Here is a 17,356-nt window from a genome sequence, read left to right as displayed (position 1 = left end):
TCTGTCTCACGAGAGGCAACGTTGTCGACTGGTAGCACCTCCAAAGATGCGGACCTGCCCTATCCTCCAGCCCCCTGGCATCTCGTTGGAACCCTTTACGCTTCCCTCTGGTCCATACCTCTGAAAGATCTCCCCTTGCCACTGCCTCCCGGCACCCGTCCACTCACCCTCTACGGGAGGACCCTGATCGGAACGGCATGGGCCGTTTATGAGCCTCCCGGCACTCTCTCCTATGACGAACTCCTGGTTGCGCTCCGTGTGCAGTCGGACAACAGGACATGCACGTACGTACCGCTCATCTGGGTTGACAGTCCTGCCTCGGTCGCGGGAGCCCGGGCAATGTGGGGCATCCCGAAGGAATTCGCGTCTTTTGGCAAGAGGATCACCGATGACAGCTTCGAAGCCTCAGCGGCGCATGGCGATAACGTATTCGCATCGCTCAATTTTCGTCCGCGCGTCTCACTTCCGGGACGCTGGCCCCTCCGAACGAGCATAGTTCAGGCACATGAGGAAGGAGTGAGACTGTCTCGCGCCCGTGCTTCGGCGCGCATCGAGACGGGAAGGGCCGAGTGGCACTTCGCAACTCACAGCCCTCTCCGCTTCTTGGGTAATTACACCCCGCTTCTAAGCGCCCGCCTCTCCGAGATTAAGCTCACGTTCGGTCTCTGAAGAGCCAGTACCTAGCCCAGCGCCGACAGCCGATGGGTAAAGACAGCCGTATCACGGACGAGAAACGGGATATCGCCTGCTGATGTAGGTTTATTCGGCAGCCTGTCTAACAGGAATGAAGCCGATAGGTTGGCGCTGCGGCCCCTCCTGTTTCAACGTTCGGAGCATGTCCTCATACTCGCGCTCCATCTCCGGCGTGACGGAAGGTCTTGTTTCTCTAAGAGCCTGTTCGAAATGATTCATCGTGACGAGCTGAGCCTCGATAGATTCCCTGAGGGCGAGCAGCCCCGCCCTACGTGTCAGATCTTCCAGGTCTGCGCCCGTGAAACGGTTGGTCCGCTCCGCCAAGATGTCGAGGTTCACGTTCTCCGCCAAGGGCATATTTTTGGTATGGATGCCAAGAATATGCCTTCGGCCCTTAGCATCCGGCACCGGAACGTAGATCAATTCGTCGAACCGGCCCGGGCGCAGGAGGGCAGGATCGACGAGATTCGGGCGATTGGTTGCAGCCATCACTACGACGCCCTGCAACTCTTCAAGTCCATCCATCTCAGCCAGGATCGTGTTCACCACGCGCTCCGTCACTGCAGGCTCGCCAAGCCCGCCGCCCCGCACGGGTGCAAGTGAATCGATCTCATCGATGAAGATCACCGTCGGCGCCACTTGGCGGGCTCGAGCAAAGAGACGTGACACCTGCTGCTCCGATTCCCCATACCACTTGGACAAGAGATCGGACGATTTCGTCGCCACGAAATTAGCCTGAGCCTCCCTAGCGACTGCTTTCGCGAGAAGGGTTTTTCCAGTGCCCGGAGGTCCGAACAGAAGGAATCCCTTGGCCGGGCGGATACCGATGCGCCGGAAGGACTCCGGACTCTTGAGAGGGAGCTCGACGCCCTCCTGCAGACGGGTACGAGCCTCCTCCACACCGCCGATATCGTCCCAGGTGACATTTGGGACCTGGATCATGATCTCTCGAAGCGCAGAGGGTTGTATGCGTTTCATCGCATTGATGAAGTCCATCCGCGTGACCTGAAGGTTATCAAGCACCTCAGCAGGTATTCCATCCTTGAGGTTGACGTTCGGCAGGATCCGACGCAGCGAATCCATTGCCGCTTCGCGAGCTAGGGCAGACAGATCCGCTCCGACAAACCCGTACGTGGTACGCGCCACCTCATCCAAGTTCACATCTTCTGCAAGCGGCATTCCACGGGTGTGGATCGCCAGAACCTCACGCCGTCCAGGCTCGTCCGGGACGCCGATGACGATTTCACGATCGAACCGACCAGGGCGGCGCAAGGCTTCGTCGATGGCTTCACGCCGGTTCGTGGCTCCAATCACGACGATGTTCTGTCGCGGCTCCAACCCATCCATGAGCGTGAGAAGCTGCGCCACGATCCGGCGCTCCACCTCGCCCGTTACTTCCTCGCGCTTGAGTGCGATGCTATCGATCTCGTCGATGAAGATGATTGCGGGGGCATTCTGCTGGGCCTCCTGAAAAACCTGTCTCAGACGCTGCTCAGATTCTCCATAATGGCGTCCCATGATTTCAGGACCGGCAATGTGAAAGAACTGCGCCTCCGTCTCGTTGGCAACCGCCCGCGCCAGCAGCGTCTTGCCGGTGCCAGGAGGGCCGTAGAGCAGAACGCCCTTCGGGGGATCGATCCCGAGGCGCTGGAAGAGTTCCGGGTGGCGCAGTGGGAGTTCCACCATCTCGCGAACTTGATCGACCGTATTCCCAAGACCTCCGATGTCGTCATACGTGACATCTGCCCTTCGAGCTTCCTTCGGCTCCTCGAACTGCGGGCGAAGTTCGATTTCAGTCTCGGCAGTGACCTGCACGATCCCGCGAGGTTGCGTCGAAACAACGACGAGCCGGATCTCCTGCAGACCATAGGCTGGAATGTTCAGAAGGCCACGCAGTTCTTCCGGCAATCTCGGATCTGTAGCGCGCGGGGAATGTACCGACGTCGAAATTACGTCTCCGGCTGTCAGTGGGCGTTGGTAAAACGTGCGCTTCAGGGCCTCGCCCGAACCCTGGAGCCGAAGCCCCTTCTGAGCCGGCGCCAGGACGACGCGAGTAGCCGGACGAACCTCGGCTGGCTTAACCTCGACATAGTCACCGCTTCCAACACCGGCGTTGACACGCTGAAGCCCATCGATCCTGATGATGTTCAGCCCTTCGTCCTCGGCATAAGGAGTAACAGCTATGGCCGTGGTGTGCCTTTTGCCGATGATTTCGATGGCTTGACCTTCTTGAAGGCCAAGCTCGCTCAGTGCCTTGCGGCTCACCCGTGCAACACCCCGTCCGGAGTCTCCCGGCCGTGCATTGGCGACCTGAAGGCGTATGACCTGCCCATCGTCTGTCATCGGCGCAATCCTGTATCACTAGAGGGCTAGTTCATCGGGATGGAGAGCCAACGGCCAGAAGGCACCCCTCCCAGCCCCACCGGTTCCCCGACGCGTGCTTTTGCAATCGATTCCCGGGAAAAACGTCAGGTCGCTGGATTTGTTGCAACAGCCACAGATCGCTCCAACTGCCAAAGCGACGCATTTGGAGCTTGGTCGTTGCCACGACGCCTCCAGGACCGAATGCAACCACCTTCGATGGCCGCTCCCGCAGAGGAGCATCAGGCAGATCACCGAGGTTTCATGCGCGATGCCCCTCCCCGTCTATCGGAATCGCTCTACAAGATCTTCGTCGCATCGGCTCTGAAGATTGTCGCCCACATGTAGTCGCTTGAATGGTTAGTGCGGAGACGCACGGTTGAGCGCGCGACCGGACTGCACGAACAGCTCTATAAGGCCACTGCCAAGGTGTTCTCCGAGAAGTCTTCGCCAAGCAGAAGATTGCCCCAGCGTAGCTGCACAACTGCACTCACGTCGATAGGAGTTAGGCAAGTCACGGTTCGCGCCTGAGCATCGAATGCTGTTACGATACCTAGCCCCAAATCCTCACCGGCATCGTCGGAAAGACCGATCAATAATCTGTTCCGCAGCAACAGATCGGAATCATCGGGACTGCCGAGTGCAACCTTCGACAGATCGAAGAGCGTCTCCTTGGAGTTCTGGAAATAGGACCGAAAGGCATGGCGTCGGGCCGCACGACGTTGACCCTCTGGTTTGCGACGGGCATGAGGCGATGGAGGCAGTTCGATAACCTGCGTGTGACTGATCCAATCCGGTTCGAGAGCGCGGACCTCTCCGATAAGGACCAGCAGGTCTGGCTCCAAGGCTTTGACTTTCTCTGCTTTTAGACGGAGGCCCGGGCCGTGGACGAGGCCGCCGGTGTTGATGACGAGGGGTCCACTGGAGACTTTTGTGCTGAGGCGCCTTATTCCGTTTATGAGACCTCGCCAGCCTCGAAGCGGATCCGTCGTCCCGACGAAGGCCAATCCTGATAAGCCGATAACTCCTTCTGGTAGTGCATTTCCCAAGGTAACGCAGGCTGGGGGGCCGATCATCTTCTGCCCCAGATCGGCATCAAGCAGGCTCGCCTCCTGTCGAGTATCACACATTGCTTTCAGGAGCAGGCCGCAAAACGTACTCTTGCCCACATCCGTGGGACCGAACACGAAAACGCGAGATGCTGCGAGGTCAGCGATGCGGAGCGCCGCATCAGACCAAGGGCGCGGAATCTCAGGATGAGCGCCCCATCCTTCATCTGCACCATGCTCGGAATTCAATGGATGACTACGACGTTCCAGGCTTCTTCACTCCTAGTGGATTCATGATCTTGCGACTTCTGGTGAGCTGGCTGAGAATAACGGTTCCGGCAAATGTTGCACCGGCAACGTCCGTAAGAATGCCAGGTTTGATGAGGCAGAAAGCGGCAGCGACAAGGAACACCCGTTCCCAGGCATTCGCAGTCTGTAGAAGGTAGCCGTGCAGGCCGGCAGCCAGCAAGAGCGCCCCGGCTGCAGCCGTTACCGTTGCAGTGACGATCAAGGGCCAATCGCCGATCATGAGCAAAGCAGGCTCATAAACAAACATAAACGGGACGATAAATCCTGCCGCACCGATCTTGACTGAGGCCACGCCGCTCTTCCACAGGTCCGCCTTTGCGAGGCCCGCTGCCGCGAATGTAGCCAACGCGACAGGCGGAGTGATGGCCGAAAGAATGGCGAAGTAGAAAGCAAACATATGCGCGGCTGGCTCGACAACACCGAGCTTGATGAGCGCCGGCACGAGGAGAGCCGTCATGATGATGTATGCCGGTGTCGTGGGCATGCCCATGCCAAGAACGATTCCGGCGAACATGGTCAGAACGAGAGCCAGCAGCAATGTACTTTGAGCGAGATGAAGGACGACCTGGGTGAAGACGATTCCTGCTCCGGTGAGCGAGACGACCCCAATGATGATGCCTGCGCACGCGCAAGCGAGTGCGACGGGCAATGCATTCCGGGCCCCATCGATCATCGCCTCCACGACATTACGCAGGGTCACGTTCTGGCGGGTCGAGGCGCGCAGTGCTGCCACCGGGAAACAGGCGAGAGTGCCGGCGAGCGCGGCCATAGGTGCGCTGTAACCCGAGTACATGATGAAGAGGATCGTCAGGACAGGAATGAACAGATGGCCGCGCTCGCGCAGCACGGTGCCTAAGCGGGGCAGGTCAGAGCGCGGCATACCTGCCAGTCCCAAGCGCTTGGCTTCGAAATGAACCGCTCCGAAACATGCAAGATAGTACAGCACCGCGGGAATTAGAGCCCAGATGACCACCTGGCCATAGGAGACTTGCATGAACTCGGCCATGACGAAGGCCGCAGCTCCCATGATGGGCGGCATGATCTGCCCTCCGGTTGAAGCCACGGCCTCGACGCCGGCTGCAAAGTGGGGCCGGAAGCCGGTCCGCTTCATGAGAGGGATGGAAATGGGTCCATCCACCATGACATTGGCGACCGCTGAGCCCGAGATGGTGCCGAACAGGCTCGAACTGACGACGGACACCTTTCCCGGCCCGCCGGCAGTATGCCCGGTCAGGCTCATGGCGAAGTCCATGAACAACTGTCCCGTTCCGGTTCTCTCCATGAACGAACCGAACAGAACGAAAATCATGACATAGGACGCGGAAACCCCGAGCGGCATCCCGAAGATGCCCTCTGTCGTCATGTAGAGCTGGTCGAGCAGACGCATCGGTTCGACACCGACATAGACGATTCCATAAGCCAGGAACACCAAAGCGGTGATAGGGAGCGCCCATCCGATGAGGCGCCTTGTCGCCTCCAGGATCATGACGACGAGGAGAGTTCCCATCGCCATGTCGAGCCAGGTCAGGTCATCGATGTAGTAGATGCGATTGACGACGTAGTCGTAGAACACAAAAAGATAGAGAACGGGCGAGACGGCTAGAGCGAGCAAGCCATAATCCCAGACGGAGGGCGGCTGCCCCTCATGGGTCTGACTGCGCCGAACGACCAGAAATGTGAGCGTCAGCGCGAACAGCAGGTGAGTGCCTCGAAAGATGATCGCCTCCGGCGTACCGGACACGATAACCCACATGTGATAAGCGGCCATGGCTACGCCGATAATTCCGGCGGCCCAGCGAACGATGCTACCGTGCGTCAGATACTGGTTCATAGAAGCGGTCTCGCGTGCTCAGGTCTCAAACGCCTTGGAGAGCCGTCCCCCTCACCGAAGCAGCGAGGGGAACGGCGAGCTTCTCTCAGAAGCCCCTCGTCAGGAGCTCTTAGCCTGCACGGAGATACCCTGCTCCTTGTAGAACTTGGCAGCCCCTGGGTGGAAGGGCACTCCAACATCTTCAGCCATTTCCTTAGGCGTCAATCCGGATATCGCCTTGCTGGTGGCTGCCAGAGAGGAGACATTGTCCGCGACGGCCTTGGTCATCTTGTAAACGACATCCTCAGGCAAATCGCAGGATGCGACGAGGTGCGTGGCATAGCCGATCACCTTCACGTCGCTGTCCTGTTTCGGGTAGGTATTCTTCGGGACAGTCACGAGGGTGTACCCTGGATTCATCTTCTTCATCTCGGGCAGACTGCCGGACAGATCCAGAAGCTTCACGTCTCGAGCCGAGGCCAGATCCATCACGGCGCCGGAAGGTATGGCCGTTCCGAGCGTGAAGGCCTGAGCATGTCCATCCTTCATTTGCTCGACCGAGTCGGTGTACGAAACGTAGCTGACCTTCACGTCGTCGTAGCTCATTCCGTGAGCCTTAAGGAGCTGCTGGGTAATCAGCTCGCCGGTATTGCCGCGCGGCTGCGTCGTTATGGCTTTTCCTTTAAGGTCGGTGACCTTCTCGATTCCCGAATTGGCCGGTACGAGCATCTGGAAATACTGGGGGTAAAGGGTTGCGACGTTGCACACATTGGTGTGCGGCTTGTTGAACGGTGCGTTGCCCGCCAGTCCGTCAACGGTCGAGATCGAGTTTCCGAACCCGACATCGGCCTTGCCTTCCTCGATACCACGGACGTTTGCGATGCCCGCCCCAGGCAAAGGCTGCACGTTCGTGCCTGGAATGGCCTGTTCCCAGATTTCCTTCAATTGGCCGCCTAGCGGCACCCACACACCACCCTGCGGCCCTGTCATCAGTTTCAGGTCAGCAGCCTGTGCGCCAAGAGCAATCATTGAGGCCGTGGTGGCAGCCAGCATCGTGCGTAACATCATCGTTTCCTCCATGTCATTGTCCCGCAACGGATCGAGCCGTCACGGCCTTTCATTCTGCTGGCTGGGCCAACAGAAAGTCTGCGCCGCATTCGCGAGCGATGGCCGCAACGGCCTGAACCAGCGAATGAGGAACGGGCACGCCCTCGCGTGAGCGCCGCTCGAAGGTTTCGTGCTCCGGGTCACCTGGAACTCTCACGGGCTCATCAGGATCAGCGGGGTGTGTTGCGTGAAGACAATCGATGAAGGCATCGAGGTCATCCAGGAACGCACCGGAGTCACGGAAAGCATCCGGATGAAGGGCCATATGAAAATGTCCAACGTCAAAGCGCGCGGCATCAGGGGCGCGAAGCGGTGCATAGCTTGCGCCAGGCAGAAGGGTCGACAGCACCTCCACCATTGCCGCAAGGCCATAACCTTTGTGTCCGCCCATCATCCGTGAACCACCGAGAGGCGTCATCAGACGGTCCAGAAGCGCCTGGGACGGGTCCTCTTGGGGTTGCCCATGAGCATCCAAGGCCCATCCCTCGGGCAGCCGCCTACCTTCGCGCGCGGCAAGTTTCAGTTTGCCGATGGCTATCGTGCTCGTCGCCATATCGAGAAGGAAAGGCCTGTTGTGTCGCCCGGGCGCCGCAAAGGCGAGAGGGTTCGTGCCAAGCCTTGGCTCACGCCCGAAAATGGGAACAATGGATGGTTTGTAAACGGCGGACGTGGAGAGCCCTATAAGGCCTCTCTCCGCAGCGCGGAGAGCATAAACTCCCGCAGCGCCATAGTGATTCGAGTTGCGCACCCCGACCGCGCCGATCCCGAAGGCATGGGCCTTCTCAATGGCAAGGTCCATGGCGCGAACGGACGGAACTTGGCCGAACCCGCCGCCTCCATCGATCACCGCGATCGCGCCGAAGGAGCGATCGATCCCGATCTTGGCCCGAGGCTCCAAGCGGCCGGTTCGGATCAGCTCATCGTAGAGGGGCAGTAAAGTAATACCGTGGCTATCGATCCCCATCAGATCGGCTCGTGTCAGCACCTCGGCCGTAATGTCTGCATCTGCCTCCGGCAGCCCCCAAGCTTCGAAAACCAGCGCCATTTGCTGCTGCAGGAGCTTTGCGGGAACCGTGAGGTGCTTCTGGGTCAACGCGCTAACCCACCTGCCCCACTGCCCTATAGGGCGGGGAAGAAAGCGCTTTCCAAGCGGCCGGGGACCGTTGCTGTCCCATAGGGTACTCCTATGATCGTCGGTGTCCGCGAGTTACCGCAAGCGTTCCACCCCAATAGAAACTTGTCAAGTTGAGCTCTCATCTACCCATACTTTGGGAAGGCAATACCTTTTCACTTTATGGCATAAGTCATTCCCGACGGATGACGCCAGCGAACCCAGCGGAAGGCTGACTTGGAGACCTCAAATGACTGGTCGCCTCCAGCCTGTAGATGCTATCCAACAGAGCTGTAGCCGGAGGGAGCCTCGAACCATGGAAATACCTGCGAATGCCTTCAAGCGCGCGATTGCCGATCAGCAGCGCCAGATTGGACTGTGGAGCTCCTCCGGGAGCGTTGCCGCGGTCGAAATGCTGGGCCATGCAGGTTATGACTGGATCCTACTGGATACGGAGCATACCCCGAGCGAACTCCCCGACATCATTGCTCAGATGCGAGTTCTTGTTGGCTGCACCGCCGAAGCAGTGGTGCGGCCGGCTTGGAACGACCCGGTCCTCATCAAACGCTTCCTCGATGCGGGCGCGCAGTCCCTGCTCATCCCATTCGTCCAGAATGAAGAGGAGGCAGAACGAGCCGTGAGGGCGATCCGCTACCCGCCACACGGCATTCGGGGCGTTTCAGTCAGTTCACGAGCCAACCGCTACGGCAGAGTGACTGAATATTTCCGTCGCGTACACGACGAATTGTGCCTTCTCGTGCAACTTGAGACCGGTGCCGCTCTCGATCGTCTCGAAGCCATTGCAGCAGTCGATGGAATTGACGGCATCTTCGTTGGCCCATCCGATCTCGCGGCGGATTTGGGCCATCTCGGCAACCCGGGGCACAAGGACGTTCAGACAGCCATTCGGACAGCAGTGGACAAGTGCCGACGCCTCGGCAAGCCGGCCGGCATTCTAGCGCCAGTCGAAGAGGATGCTAAGCGCTATCTGGAATGGGGCTTCACGTTTGTTGCTGTCGGCGCTGATATGGGTCTTCTGCGCAAGGCTGCTGACGAACTGGTCACACGTTTCAGGGAATAGGGCTCGAGTTGGGCCAGCGACATCCGGAGCCGAAGCGTCCCAGTGCTGGCTCCGGACAATCTGGGTCCGTTGTAGGATTGCGGGAGCTTTCGGGTTATGCGGGCGCAATCACGAGTTCGAAGGTGACACATACGGGATTGTCCCCGCGGACAAGTTCTCCTGAGTGAATGTTTCCCCCCATATCGACAACATCGACCTCAAGTCTCGCTTCGAGGTGGCCGTCACTGTCCTTCACCGCCCCTCGGCGGATCAGAACCTCCGTCGCATGAGATGCGATAGAGGTTCCATCGGTGAACCGGACCTCGTTCAGGCTCCCGATGCCATATACGGTCGCGGGCCCGATATCGCACGTGGAACAAATCTCCTCGATCGCGAGACTAATATCTTCGTTTGGGCGCACCTTGGCGAGGATTGCCCGAACATAGGAATTGCCTGCGCCGATTCCAGTCACCTGTACCGGCTCAAAAAGTATGAAGTTCGTCTCGCCGTCGGGCATGGCCTCGAAAGTCGCCGTCCTCAATCCGATTCCGCTGACATCGATCGGTTCTGCGGCAAACGTCTCGGGCGCGAGCATGTGCCCCATCCGGAGACCTTCGCGAGTGCTCCATACCCCATGGCAGTGGATGAATGGACCACCGTCGCGGATGCCCACGATGGCACAGGCACGGTGAATGGCCACGACGCCGTCAGGTTGAAAGGTATCACTGTACCAAGCCGCGTGGCGACCGTCAGGTGACGCTGCCGGGATCACATATTTGAACGGCTCGCACTTTCCTCCTACGAAGGCTACGAAGCCGCCGATACAGCCGGATGCACGGAAACCTTCAGAGATCGCCTCGTCGATCCTGCACCCTTGCTGCAGAGTGAAGCGGATCGGGATGGCTTCTCCTGGGACAGCCATCATGCGCTCTGCAGCAACGGGACCGGGATGAATGATCTGCCTCATTACCTTCCACTCCTGCCGCTGTTGCTCCTCATGCGCATTCTGCCACACCGGATCAGACTGCTCAGCGGAACTCCGATACGGCGCAACTTTGTCCGCCGTCCACCGGGAGGCATACACCGGTAATGAACTGGGCCTCGTCGGAGGCAAGGAAGACGGCCGCATTCGCGATGTCCCAAGCCGTTCCCATTTTGCCGACCGGAACCAACGCATTGCGCGCAGCGACCATCTCCTCGGTCGAGGCATATTGCCCGGAAATTTGTTTGTAGATCAAGGGAGTGTCGATGAGGCCGGGCATGATGCAATTAGCCCGTATTCCACGTCGTGCGTATTGCATTGCGAGCGCGACGGTCGCCTGATTAACAGCGGCCTTGGCAGCATAATAGGCAAAGTAGGGATAGCCGGTCCACCGGATCGCCGCGAGCGACGATATATTGATGATGACGCCGTTCCCCTGCCGCAACATATGCGGAATGACGGCCTTCGCGGAACGATAGACCGATCCGATGTTCAAATCGAGCGATGCTGCGAATTGCTCCTCGCCAAGCTCCACCGGGCCACCCATGTGAGTTGCCCCAACATTGTTATGAAGAATGTCGATCCGCCCGAAACGTGCGATTGCTTCTGCGACAGCACCTTCGATTGAGCTGCTATCTGTCACGTCCGCCGCGACCGCAATGGCAGTTCCGCCCTCCCCCCTGATGATACCGGCCGTTTCTTCCGCCGCCGCCTGAGCGAGATCGCCGCATACAACCTGCGCACCCTCTCGCGCGTATGCAACCGCTGCCGCCTTGCCGTTGCCCCACCCTGGTCCCGAGGACCCTGCTCCAAAAACGATTGCCGTTTTCCCCTTCAGGCGATCGACCATCTTTTCTCCCGGGTGCAGGCTGCAAAGCGCAATGCGGCGATGTTGACTGAAAGAGATGATACCGTGCGGGAAGCCTCAGAGCGGACAGCAAGCCTTACTGACCTGCCGCCTAAGGCATTAGCTCGTTCCGGTTCAGTAGGGTAGTCAATCTGACAGCGGATGCCGGCCGACAGCCAATTGCCAACGGCCGGCCAGGTTGGATCAGCTCAGGCTACCGCCAACTGACTTCTCAAGGATGGCCCAAGCCTCATCGCCGTATTTTTTCTTCCATTCGGCGTAAAAGCCTGCACTTCGAAGCGCTTCGCGGAAGGGTCCAGCCTCGGGCTCGTTGAAAACCATACCCTTGGAGACAAGCTCATCCTTGAGACTGGCATTCAACTTAGCGACGTCTGCACGTTCCGCGACAGCCGCCGCGTTCATATGTTTTGCGACGACAGCTCGAAGATCTTCCGGCAGTCGCTCCCAGGCGCGGCGGTTGGCCAGGAACCAAAAGCCGTCCCACATATGATTCGTAACCGAACAGTACTTCTGCACCTCATACAACTTCGCCGTTGAAATGATTGCGAGCGGATTCTCCTGACCGTCGACGACCTTTGTCTGCAGCGCAGTGTACACTTCGGCGAAGTTGATGCTGGCGGGGGCAGAACCGAAAGCCGTGAACATCGACGTCCAAAGAGGACTGACAGGAACGCGGATCTTGAAGCCCTTGAGATCATCAGGAGTCTGGATCGGTTTGTTGGAGCTGGTGATCTGTCGGAAGCCATTGTCCCAAATCTTGTCCATAACGACCAGATTTGCCTTGGCGATCTGACCCCGCACATATGCACCGAGTTCGCCGTCCATCGCCCTCCAGACAGCATCGTAGTTAGGGAAAGCAAAGCCGATGCCGCTCAAGGAGGCATTCGGCACGAGCGTCGACAGAATCAAGGGTGACAGCGTGAAGAACTCGACGCCGCCCGATCTGACCTGGCTCAGCATATCGGTATCGGAGCCAAGCTGGTTGTTGGGGAAAATCTGAATTTCGACCCTTCCACCAGTCTCCTGCTTGATCTTGTCCGCGGCCTCCTTCGCCCGCAGGTTCATTGGGTGGGTCACCGGCAGGTTGTTGGCATATTTGTACGTATACTCGGCCGCCTGAGCGCGAGCCCCAAAGCTGCCCGCGACAGCCACCGAGGCAGCTCCCTGCAGCATCGTCCGACGTGAAATGATCATGTTTCTCTCCCTCATGGTTGTTATGTTGAAAGGCATCTTCCGCGGGTCATAGGAAGGCAGTCGAGATGGCAGGAATGCTGGCTATCAGCACGAGCCCGACGAGAAGAGCGACGATGTACGGCCAAATCGCACCCATTGCCTCATCGGGAGAAACGCCGCCAATCTTGCACGCAATGTAGAATCCGATCCCGATCGGAGGCGTCATGAGGCCGATGTTCATGGCAGTCACAACCACCATGGCATAATGAACATCGTTGATGCCGAGGTTCTTGGCGATAGGGAACATGAGAGGTGCCATGAGCACGATGGCCGGCAGCCCCTCGAGCACACAACCCAGGACCAGGAAGACCACGACAGTAACGGCCATGAAACTCATCCATCCGCCTGGAAGAGTGGTCATCAGGGCTGCGAGCTGTTGGGCGAAACCGGTTTGGGTGAGGGCCCACGCCATAGCGAGGGCCGTTCCCAGGATCAGTAGAATGGCACCGCTCAATGCGGCTGTCTCAACCAGCATACCGTAGAATTTGCGCCAGCCGATACCGCCATAGAGGAAGATCCCGACGAGGAGTGCATAGAGCACTGCGATGGTCGAGACCTCTGTCGCCGTTGCAATCCCGCCGCCGACGGCACTACGAATAAGGAAAGGCAGGACGAGTGCAGGCGCAGCGATGAGCATCGTGCGCCCAATGGTCGACAGAGGCGCGCGTCTGACCCCTGCCAGACTCTCTCGCGCTGCTTTCCAGCGTGCGAGGATCGCGAGAACCAGCAGCAGAACCATTGCCACGACGAAACCGCTCGTGAACAAGCCCGCGATGGACACACCGGCGACAGAACCAAGGACGATCAGGACGATGCTGGGCGGTACGGTATCTGCCATTGCGGCGCCCGTTGCCAGAAGTGCGATCATTTCCCTCGGCCTGTGGCCTCGCCTTTTCATCTCCGGGAACAGCGCCGGGGCGACGGTCGCCATATCGGAGACCTTGGAGCCCGATATGCCCGATACGAGGAATAAAGAGCCAAGGAGAACGTACGACATTCCTGCCCGGACATGCCCCAGCAGGGAGGCCAGAAAATCGACGATGGCCTTGCCCATGCCCGTCGCATCCAGCACACAACCGAGCAGCACGAAGATAGGCACAGAGAGAAGGATGATACTCGACATGCCTTCATCGATACGCCCAATCATAACGAAGATCGGAACCCTGGTGCTGAAGGCGAGGAATGCAAGCGTGCCGATGCCGAAACAGAAGGCGATCGGAACCCCCATTGCAAGGCACACGGCGACGACGCCGACCAGAAAGATGAGGATGTTGATGTGGCCGAGTCTCAGGAGTGTGGGGGAAAGCAGCCAAAATGCTCCGGCGAAGGCTGCAATCAGCAACGACGCCGCGAGGATGTCGCGCATCCTGGACGTCCTGACCACGTAGGACAGAACGAGCAGCAGCATCGTAAAAAAGCCGAAGGCAATTGCCGATACGCGAAAGCTGTTGGGAATGTTCAGCGCTGCCGATGTGACATACCACTCCTCCATCACGTACTCGATCGCCGGCTGCAGCATGACGAGCAAAAATGTAGCCATGCCCAGCGAGGCAAGAGTCTGGATGAATCCCTGAGCTTTCTCAGGAAACATTCCAAGGAAGAGGGTCAGCCTGAGGTGCTCGTTCCTATCGATGGCGATGGCGGAGCCAAGCATTGCGAGCCACAGAAAGGAGATGGAGGCGACCTCGTCGATCCAGATGACCGGAATGGAGAAAATGTAGCGGGATGCGACGCCGCCGAGGAGCAGAACGACAATCAGCGACAGGAGCAATGCCGATACCACCTCAATTGGCCGTATCAGCAGCGATCCAACGCGACCCTGCGCGGCGGCCTCTTCGGAGCTCGACACCGAGATGGCGTCACCAATGGCGGCCATGTTTCTCTCCTAGCCTGGGCAATCTTCTCACGGCAGCCAGGTGAACAAACCTGCTGCGAGGAATGATCAGTCCCGCAAGTGAGGAAAAAAGGACAGGCCGGACCGCATGTTGCCACCGATCAGCAAGATCGGCTCCGATACATCGGCTTTAGTAGAGCAGAAACTCGAATACCGGCCGCTCGCATCAAACATCCCGATCCTCCCTCTGATCGCATGGCGAATGAGGCCACGTTTGGGTCCATCTTGTGGATCTTCGTCTTTATGTTTGCGAGAAAAGATACACGTCTGCTAGGTCATTGCAATATATTGCCGGTCAAATTAGGCTATGAAATGAGACTTGCAGGTCCATGATATGGACCATTCCTCGGTCCATCATGAAAAATGCTCAACCCACGACCCATGACCCATCTGGTTCACAAAGCGTGGATCGGGCGTTGCGATTGCTGGCACTGGTAGGGCGCGGGGCTGAGCGCGGAACGGGCTTGAGCGACATCGTCGAAGGAAGCGGCCTCAACAAGCCTACGGCGAGACGCCTTCTTCTTGCCCTCATGCGCGCCGGGCTCATCGAGCAGGAGGCGTACACAAAGCGTTACTTCCTGGGAGAGGAGGCCTACGTTCTCGGCACTCTCGCATCCCGTCGCCATGGATTGCTTGAGCTCTCGCTGGAGAGTCTGCGCAATCTCTCCAAGGCCACCAACGACACCAGCTTTCTATCTGTCAGACGCGAGAACTACGCGGTGTGCCTCCATCGGGAGGAAGGTTCCTATCCGGTTCGGTCCCATGCTCTCCTCACAGGCGATCAGCATCCCCTTGGGATCGGAGCGGGATCGCTTGCAATTCTGGCCGCATTACCCGACGGCGATATCGAGAATGTTCTTACGGCAAACCAGAAAGTGCTCGATGCGCAGTATCCCGGCTTCTCCTCAAAGGAGGTTCGCCTAGGCGTCGCCGAGACACGTGAGCGCGGATACTCCCTGAACCCTGGCCTTATTGTCGCCGGATCCTGGGGCATTGGCGTCGCCATAAACTTCCCGGATGGAAGGGTCGCCGGCGCACTCAGCCTGGCCGCGATCGATAGCCGGGTCTCCGCTGAACGGCAGCCCGAGCTTGTCCGCCATCTGCGCCTCGAGAAGGAACGTATCGAAGCCAAGCTCCACAGGATGTTCGCCCCTACTCCGAAACGAAGCATGGACCCTGAGAGATCTCGCGCCTGGAATGGATAGAACGATGACCACCCCTGAGCCGCTGGGCGGGATAGTGCCTGTTTCAAGACGGGTTATGAATCTTTCCTATTTTCTCCGCCAAACGGCGCGGCGACATGGCAGAGAAATCGGTTTCGTATGGGGCGATTTGGCACTGACTTGGGCCGAGATCGATCAGCGCGCCGACGCCATGGCCGTGGCTTTAGCGGCAAGAGGAATCAGGAAAGGAGATCGGGTGCTGGTTCAGTCAAAGAACTGCAACCAGATGTTCGAGTCCATGTTCGCATGCTTTCGGATCGGCGCAGTCTGGGTGCCGACGAATTTTCGCCAAACCCCGAGCGAGGTTGCCTATCTGGCAGAGGCGAGCGGTGCCTCCGCCATGATCTGCCACTGCGACTTTCCCGAACATGCAATCGCCGCTCGTGAGGCAGCGGCGGGCATTCGGTTCGTCCTTTCCATAGGTCGGTCGGGCTTCGGGGATGATTACGACGAGGTGGTTGCGCGGCATGCCGGGCAACAGGCTCCGACAGCCGAAGTGCAGCATGACGACCCATGCTGGTTCTTCTTTACCTCCGGAACGACCGGTCGCCCGAAAGCAGCTGTCCTGACCCACGGCCAGATGGCGTTCGTGATCACGAACCATCTTTGCGACCTGATGCCTGGCACAACGCACGAAGATGCCTCTCTGGTCGTGGCTCCACTCTCGCATGGAGCAGGCATCCACCAACTCGTTCAAGTAGCGCGAGGTGCCAAGACAGTCCTCCTCTCGGGCGACCGCTTCGACATCGATGAGGCGTGGTCATTGGTAGCCCGGTGGCGGATTACGAACATGTTCACCGTTCCAACAATCGTGAAGTTGCTGACCGAGCACCCATCCGTCGATAAGCACGACCACTCTTCATTGCGTTACGTCATCTACGCCGGCGCCCCGATGTATCGGGAAGATCAAAAGCACGCGTTGAAGAAGCTCGGCAAGGTTCTGGTTCAATATTTCGGCCTGGGGGAGGTCACGGGCAACATCACCGTCCTGCCCCCTGCCCTTCATGAGCCTGAAGACGGCTTTGGCACCAGAATCGGAACCTGCGGCTATGAGCGCACGGGGATGCAGGTCTCCATTCAAAACGACGAAGGGCGCGAGGTCCCACATGGGATGACGGGCGAGATCTGCGTTTGCGGCCCTGCGGTATTCGCCGGCTACTACAACAATCCGGAGGCCAACGAGAAGGCGTTTAGAAATGGCTGGTTCAGGACAGGCGACCTGGGTCACATGGACGACGAGGGCTTTCTCTATATTACCGGTCGCGCCTCCGACATGTACATATCCGGCGGCTCAAACGTCTACCCTCGCGAAATCGAGGAGAAGCTGCTCACCCACCCTGCGGTCGCTGAGGCGGCAGTTCTAGGCGTACCCGATAAGGTTTGGGGAGAGGTGGGCGTGGCCGTCTGCGTTATGCGGTCCGAGGCCGTTTTGAACGAGCACGAACTCCTGACCTGGCTGGACGGCAAGGTTGCCCGTTACAAGCTTCCCAAGCGGGTCTTCTTTTGGGAGGAGCTGCCGAAATCCGCTTACGGCAAAATCACGAAAAAGAACATACGGGCAGAGCTTGAAGCCCGAGGAGATTTGCCGCTTGACCAACATATCGAAGCATCAGCCTAGCGGAACTGGATACCGCCAGGGAACAGGTCCTCTCGCAC

General features: G+C 58.7%; 13 protein-coding genes. 4 read left to right on the top strand and 9 right to left on the bottom strand.

Going from position 1 to position 17,356, the window contains the following annotated elements; all coding sequences use genetic code 11:
- Positions 1-21: 21 nt before the first annotated feature.
- Positions 22-669, top strand: coding sequence for an acetoacetate decarboxylase family protein (locus LGR44_RS22045; protein ID WP_404809929.1), 648 nt, complete (start codon positions 22-24; stop codon positions 667-669).
- Between the two features lie 90 nt (positions 670-759).
- On the opposite strand, the gene LGR44_RS14955 is transcribed toward LGR44_RS22045, so the two are convergent.
- The 5 genes from LGR44_RS14955 to LGR44_RS14935 form a co-directional block, all read right to left on the bottom strand.
- Positions 760-3,036, bottom strand: coding sequence for a CDC48 family AAA ATPase (locus tag LGR44_RS14955; protein ID WP_226741512.1), 2,277 nt, complete (start codon positions 3,034-3,036; stop codon positions 760-762).
- A 428-nt stretch (positions 3,037-3,464) separates the two neighbouring features.
- Positions 3,465-4,352 carry a Clp1/GlmU family protein gene (locus tag LGR44_RS14950; RefSeq protein WP_226741511.1) on the bottom strand — a complete coding sequence of 296 codons (888 nt, stop codon included), beginning with the start codon at positions 4,350-4,352 and terminating at the stop codon, positions 3,465-3,467.
- 7 nt (positions 4,353-4,359) lie between these two features.
- The gene (locus tag LGR44_RS14945) at positions 4,360-6,243 is read right to left on the bottom strand and encodes a TRAP transporter permease (RefSeq protein WP_226741510.1); all 1,884 of its coding nucleotides are present in this window, start codon (positions 6,241-6,243) and stop codon (positions 4,360-4,362) included.
- A gap of 99 nt (positions 6,244-6,342) precedes the next feature.
- A complete protein-coding gene (locus LGR44_RS14940; protein WP_226741509.1) occupies positions 6,343-7,290 on the bottom strand; it encodes a TAXI family TRAP transporter solute-binding subunit in 948 nt (315 codons plus the stop codon).
- 49 nt (positions 7,291-7,339) lie between these two features.
- Positions 7,340-8,422 carry an Ldh family oxidoreductase gene (locus LGR44_RS14935; protein ID WP_226741508.1) on the bottom strand — a complete coding sequence of 361 codons (1,083 nt, stop codon included), beginning with the start codon at positions 8,420-8,422 and terminating at the stop codon, positions 7,340-7,342.
- 334 nt (positions 8,423-8,756) lie between these two features.
- Between LGR44_RS14935 and LGR44_RS14930 the strand changes: the two genes are divergently transcribed.
- Positions 8,757-9,521, top strand: coding sequence for an HpcH/HpaI aldolase family protein (locus LGR44_RS14930; RefSeq protein WP_226741507.1), 765 nt, complete (start codon positions 8,757-8,759; stop codon positions 9,519-9,521).
- A 94-nt stretch (positions 9,522-9,615) separates the two neighbouring features.
- On the opposite strand, the gene LGR44_RS14925 is transcribed toward LGR44_RS14930, so the two are convergent.
- The 4 genes from LGR44_RS14925 to LGR44_RS14910 all read right to left on the bottom strand — a co-directional run bounded on the left by LGR44_RS14925 (position 9,616) and on the right by LGR44_RS14910 (position 14,459).
- Positions 9,616-10,467: a PCC domain-containing protein gene (locus LGR44_RS14925; protein ID WP_226741506.1), complete on the bottom strand. Its 852-nt coding sequence runs from the start codon at positions 10,465-10,467 to the stop codon at positions 9,616-9,618.
- A 61-nt stretch (positions 10,468-10,528) separates the two neighbouring features.
- Positions 10,529-11,332: an SDR family NAD(P)-dependent oxidoreductase gene (locus tag LGR44_RS14920; protein WP_226741505.1), complete on the bottom strand. Its 804-nt coding sequence runs from the start codon at positions 11,330-11,332 to the stop codon at positions 10,529-10,531.
- Between the two features lie 201 nt (positions 11,333-11,533).
- Entirely contained in the window at positions 11,534-12,544 is a 1,011-nt protein-coding gene (locus LGR44_RS14915) for a TRAP transporter substrate-binding protein (protein WP_226741504.1), read from the bottom strand.
- Between the two features lie 46 nt (positions 12,545-12,590).
- Positions 12,591-14,459 carry a TRAP transporter large permease gene (locus tag LGR44_RS14910; protein ID WP_226741503.1) on the bottom strand — a complete coding sequence of 623 codons (1,869 nt, stop codon included), beginning with the start codon at positions 14,457-14,459 and terminating at the stop codon, positions 12,591-12,593.
- Positions 14,460-14,833: 374 nt separating this feature from the next.
- Between LGR44_RS14910 and LGR44_RS14905 the strand changes: the two genes are divergently transcribed.
- On the top strand, positions 14,834-15,682 hold the full coding sequence (locus LGR44_RS14905) for an IclR family transcriptional regulator (RefSeq protein WP_226741703.1): 849 nt from the start codon (positions 14,834-14,836) through the stop codon (positions 15,680-15,682).
- Positions 15,683-15,686: 4 nt separating this feature from the next.
- Positions 15,687-17,318: an acyl-CoA synthetase gene (locus LGR44_RS14900; RefSeq protein WP_226741502.1), complete on the top strand. Its 1,632-nt coding sequence runs from the start codon at positions 15,687-15,689 to the stop codon at positions 17,316-17,318.
- The last annotated feature ends 38 nt before the right edge of the window (positions 17,319-17,356 follow it).

This window comes from Microvirga lenta, assembly GCF_020532555.1.
Taxonomy (GTDB): Bacteria; Pseudomonadota; Alphaproteobacteria; order Rhizobiales; family Beijerinckiaceae; genus Microvirga; species Microvirga lenta.
This window is presented reverse-complemented; position numbering and strand designations above follow the sequence as displayed.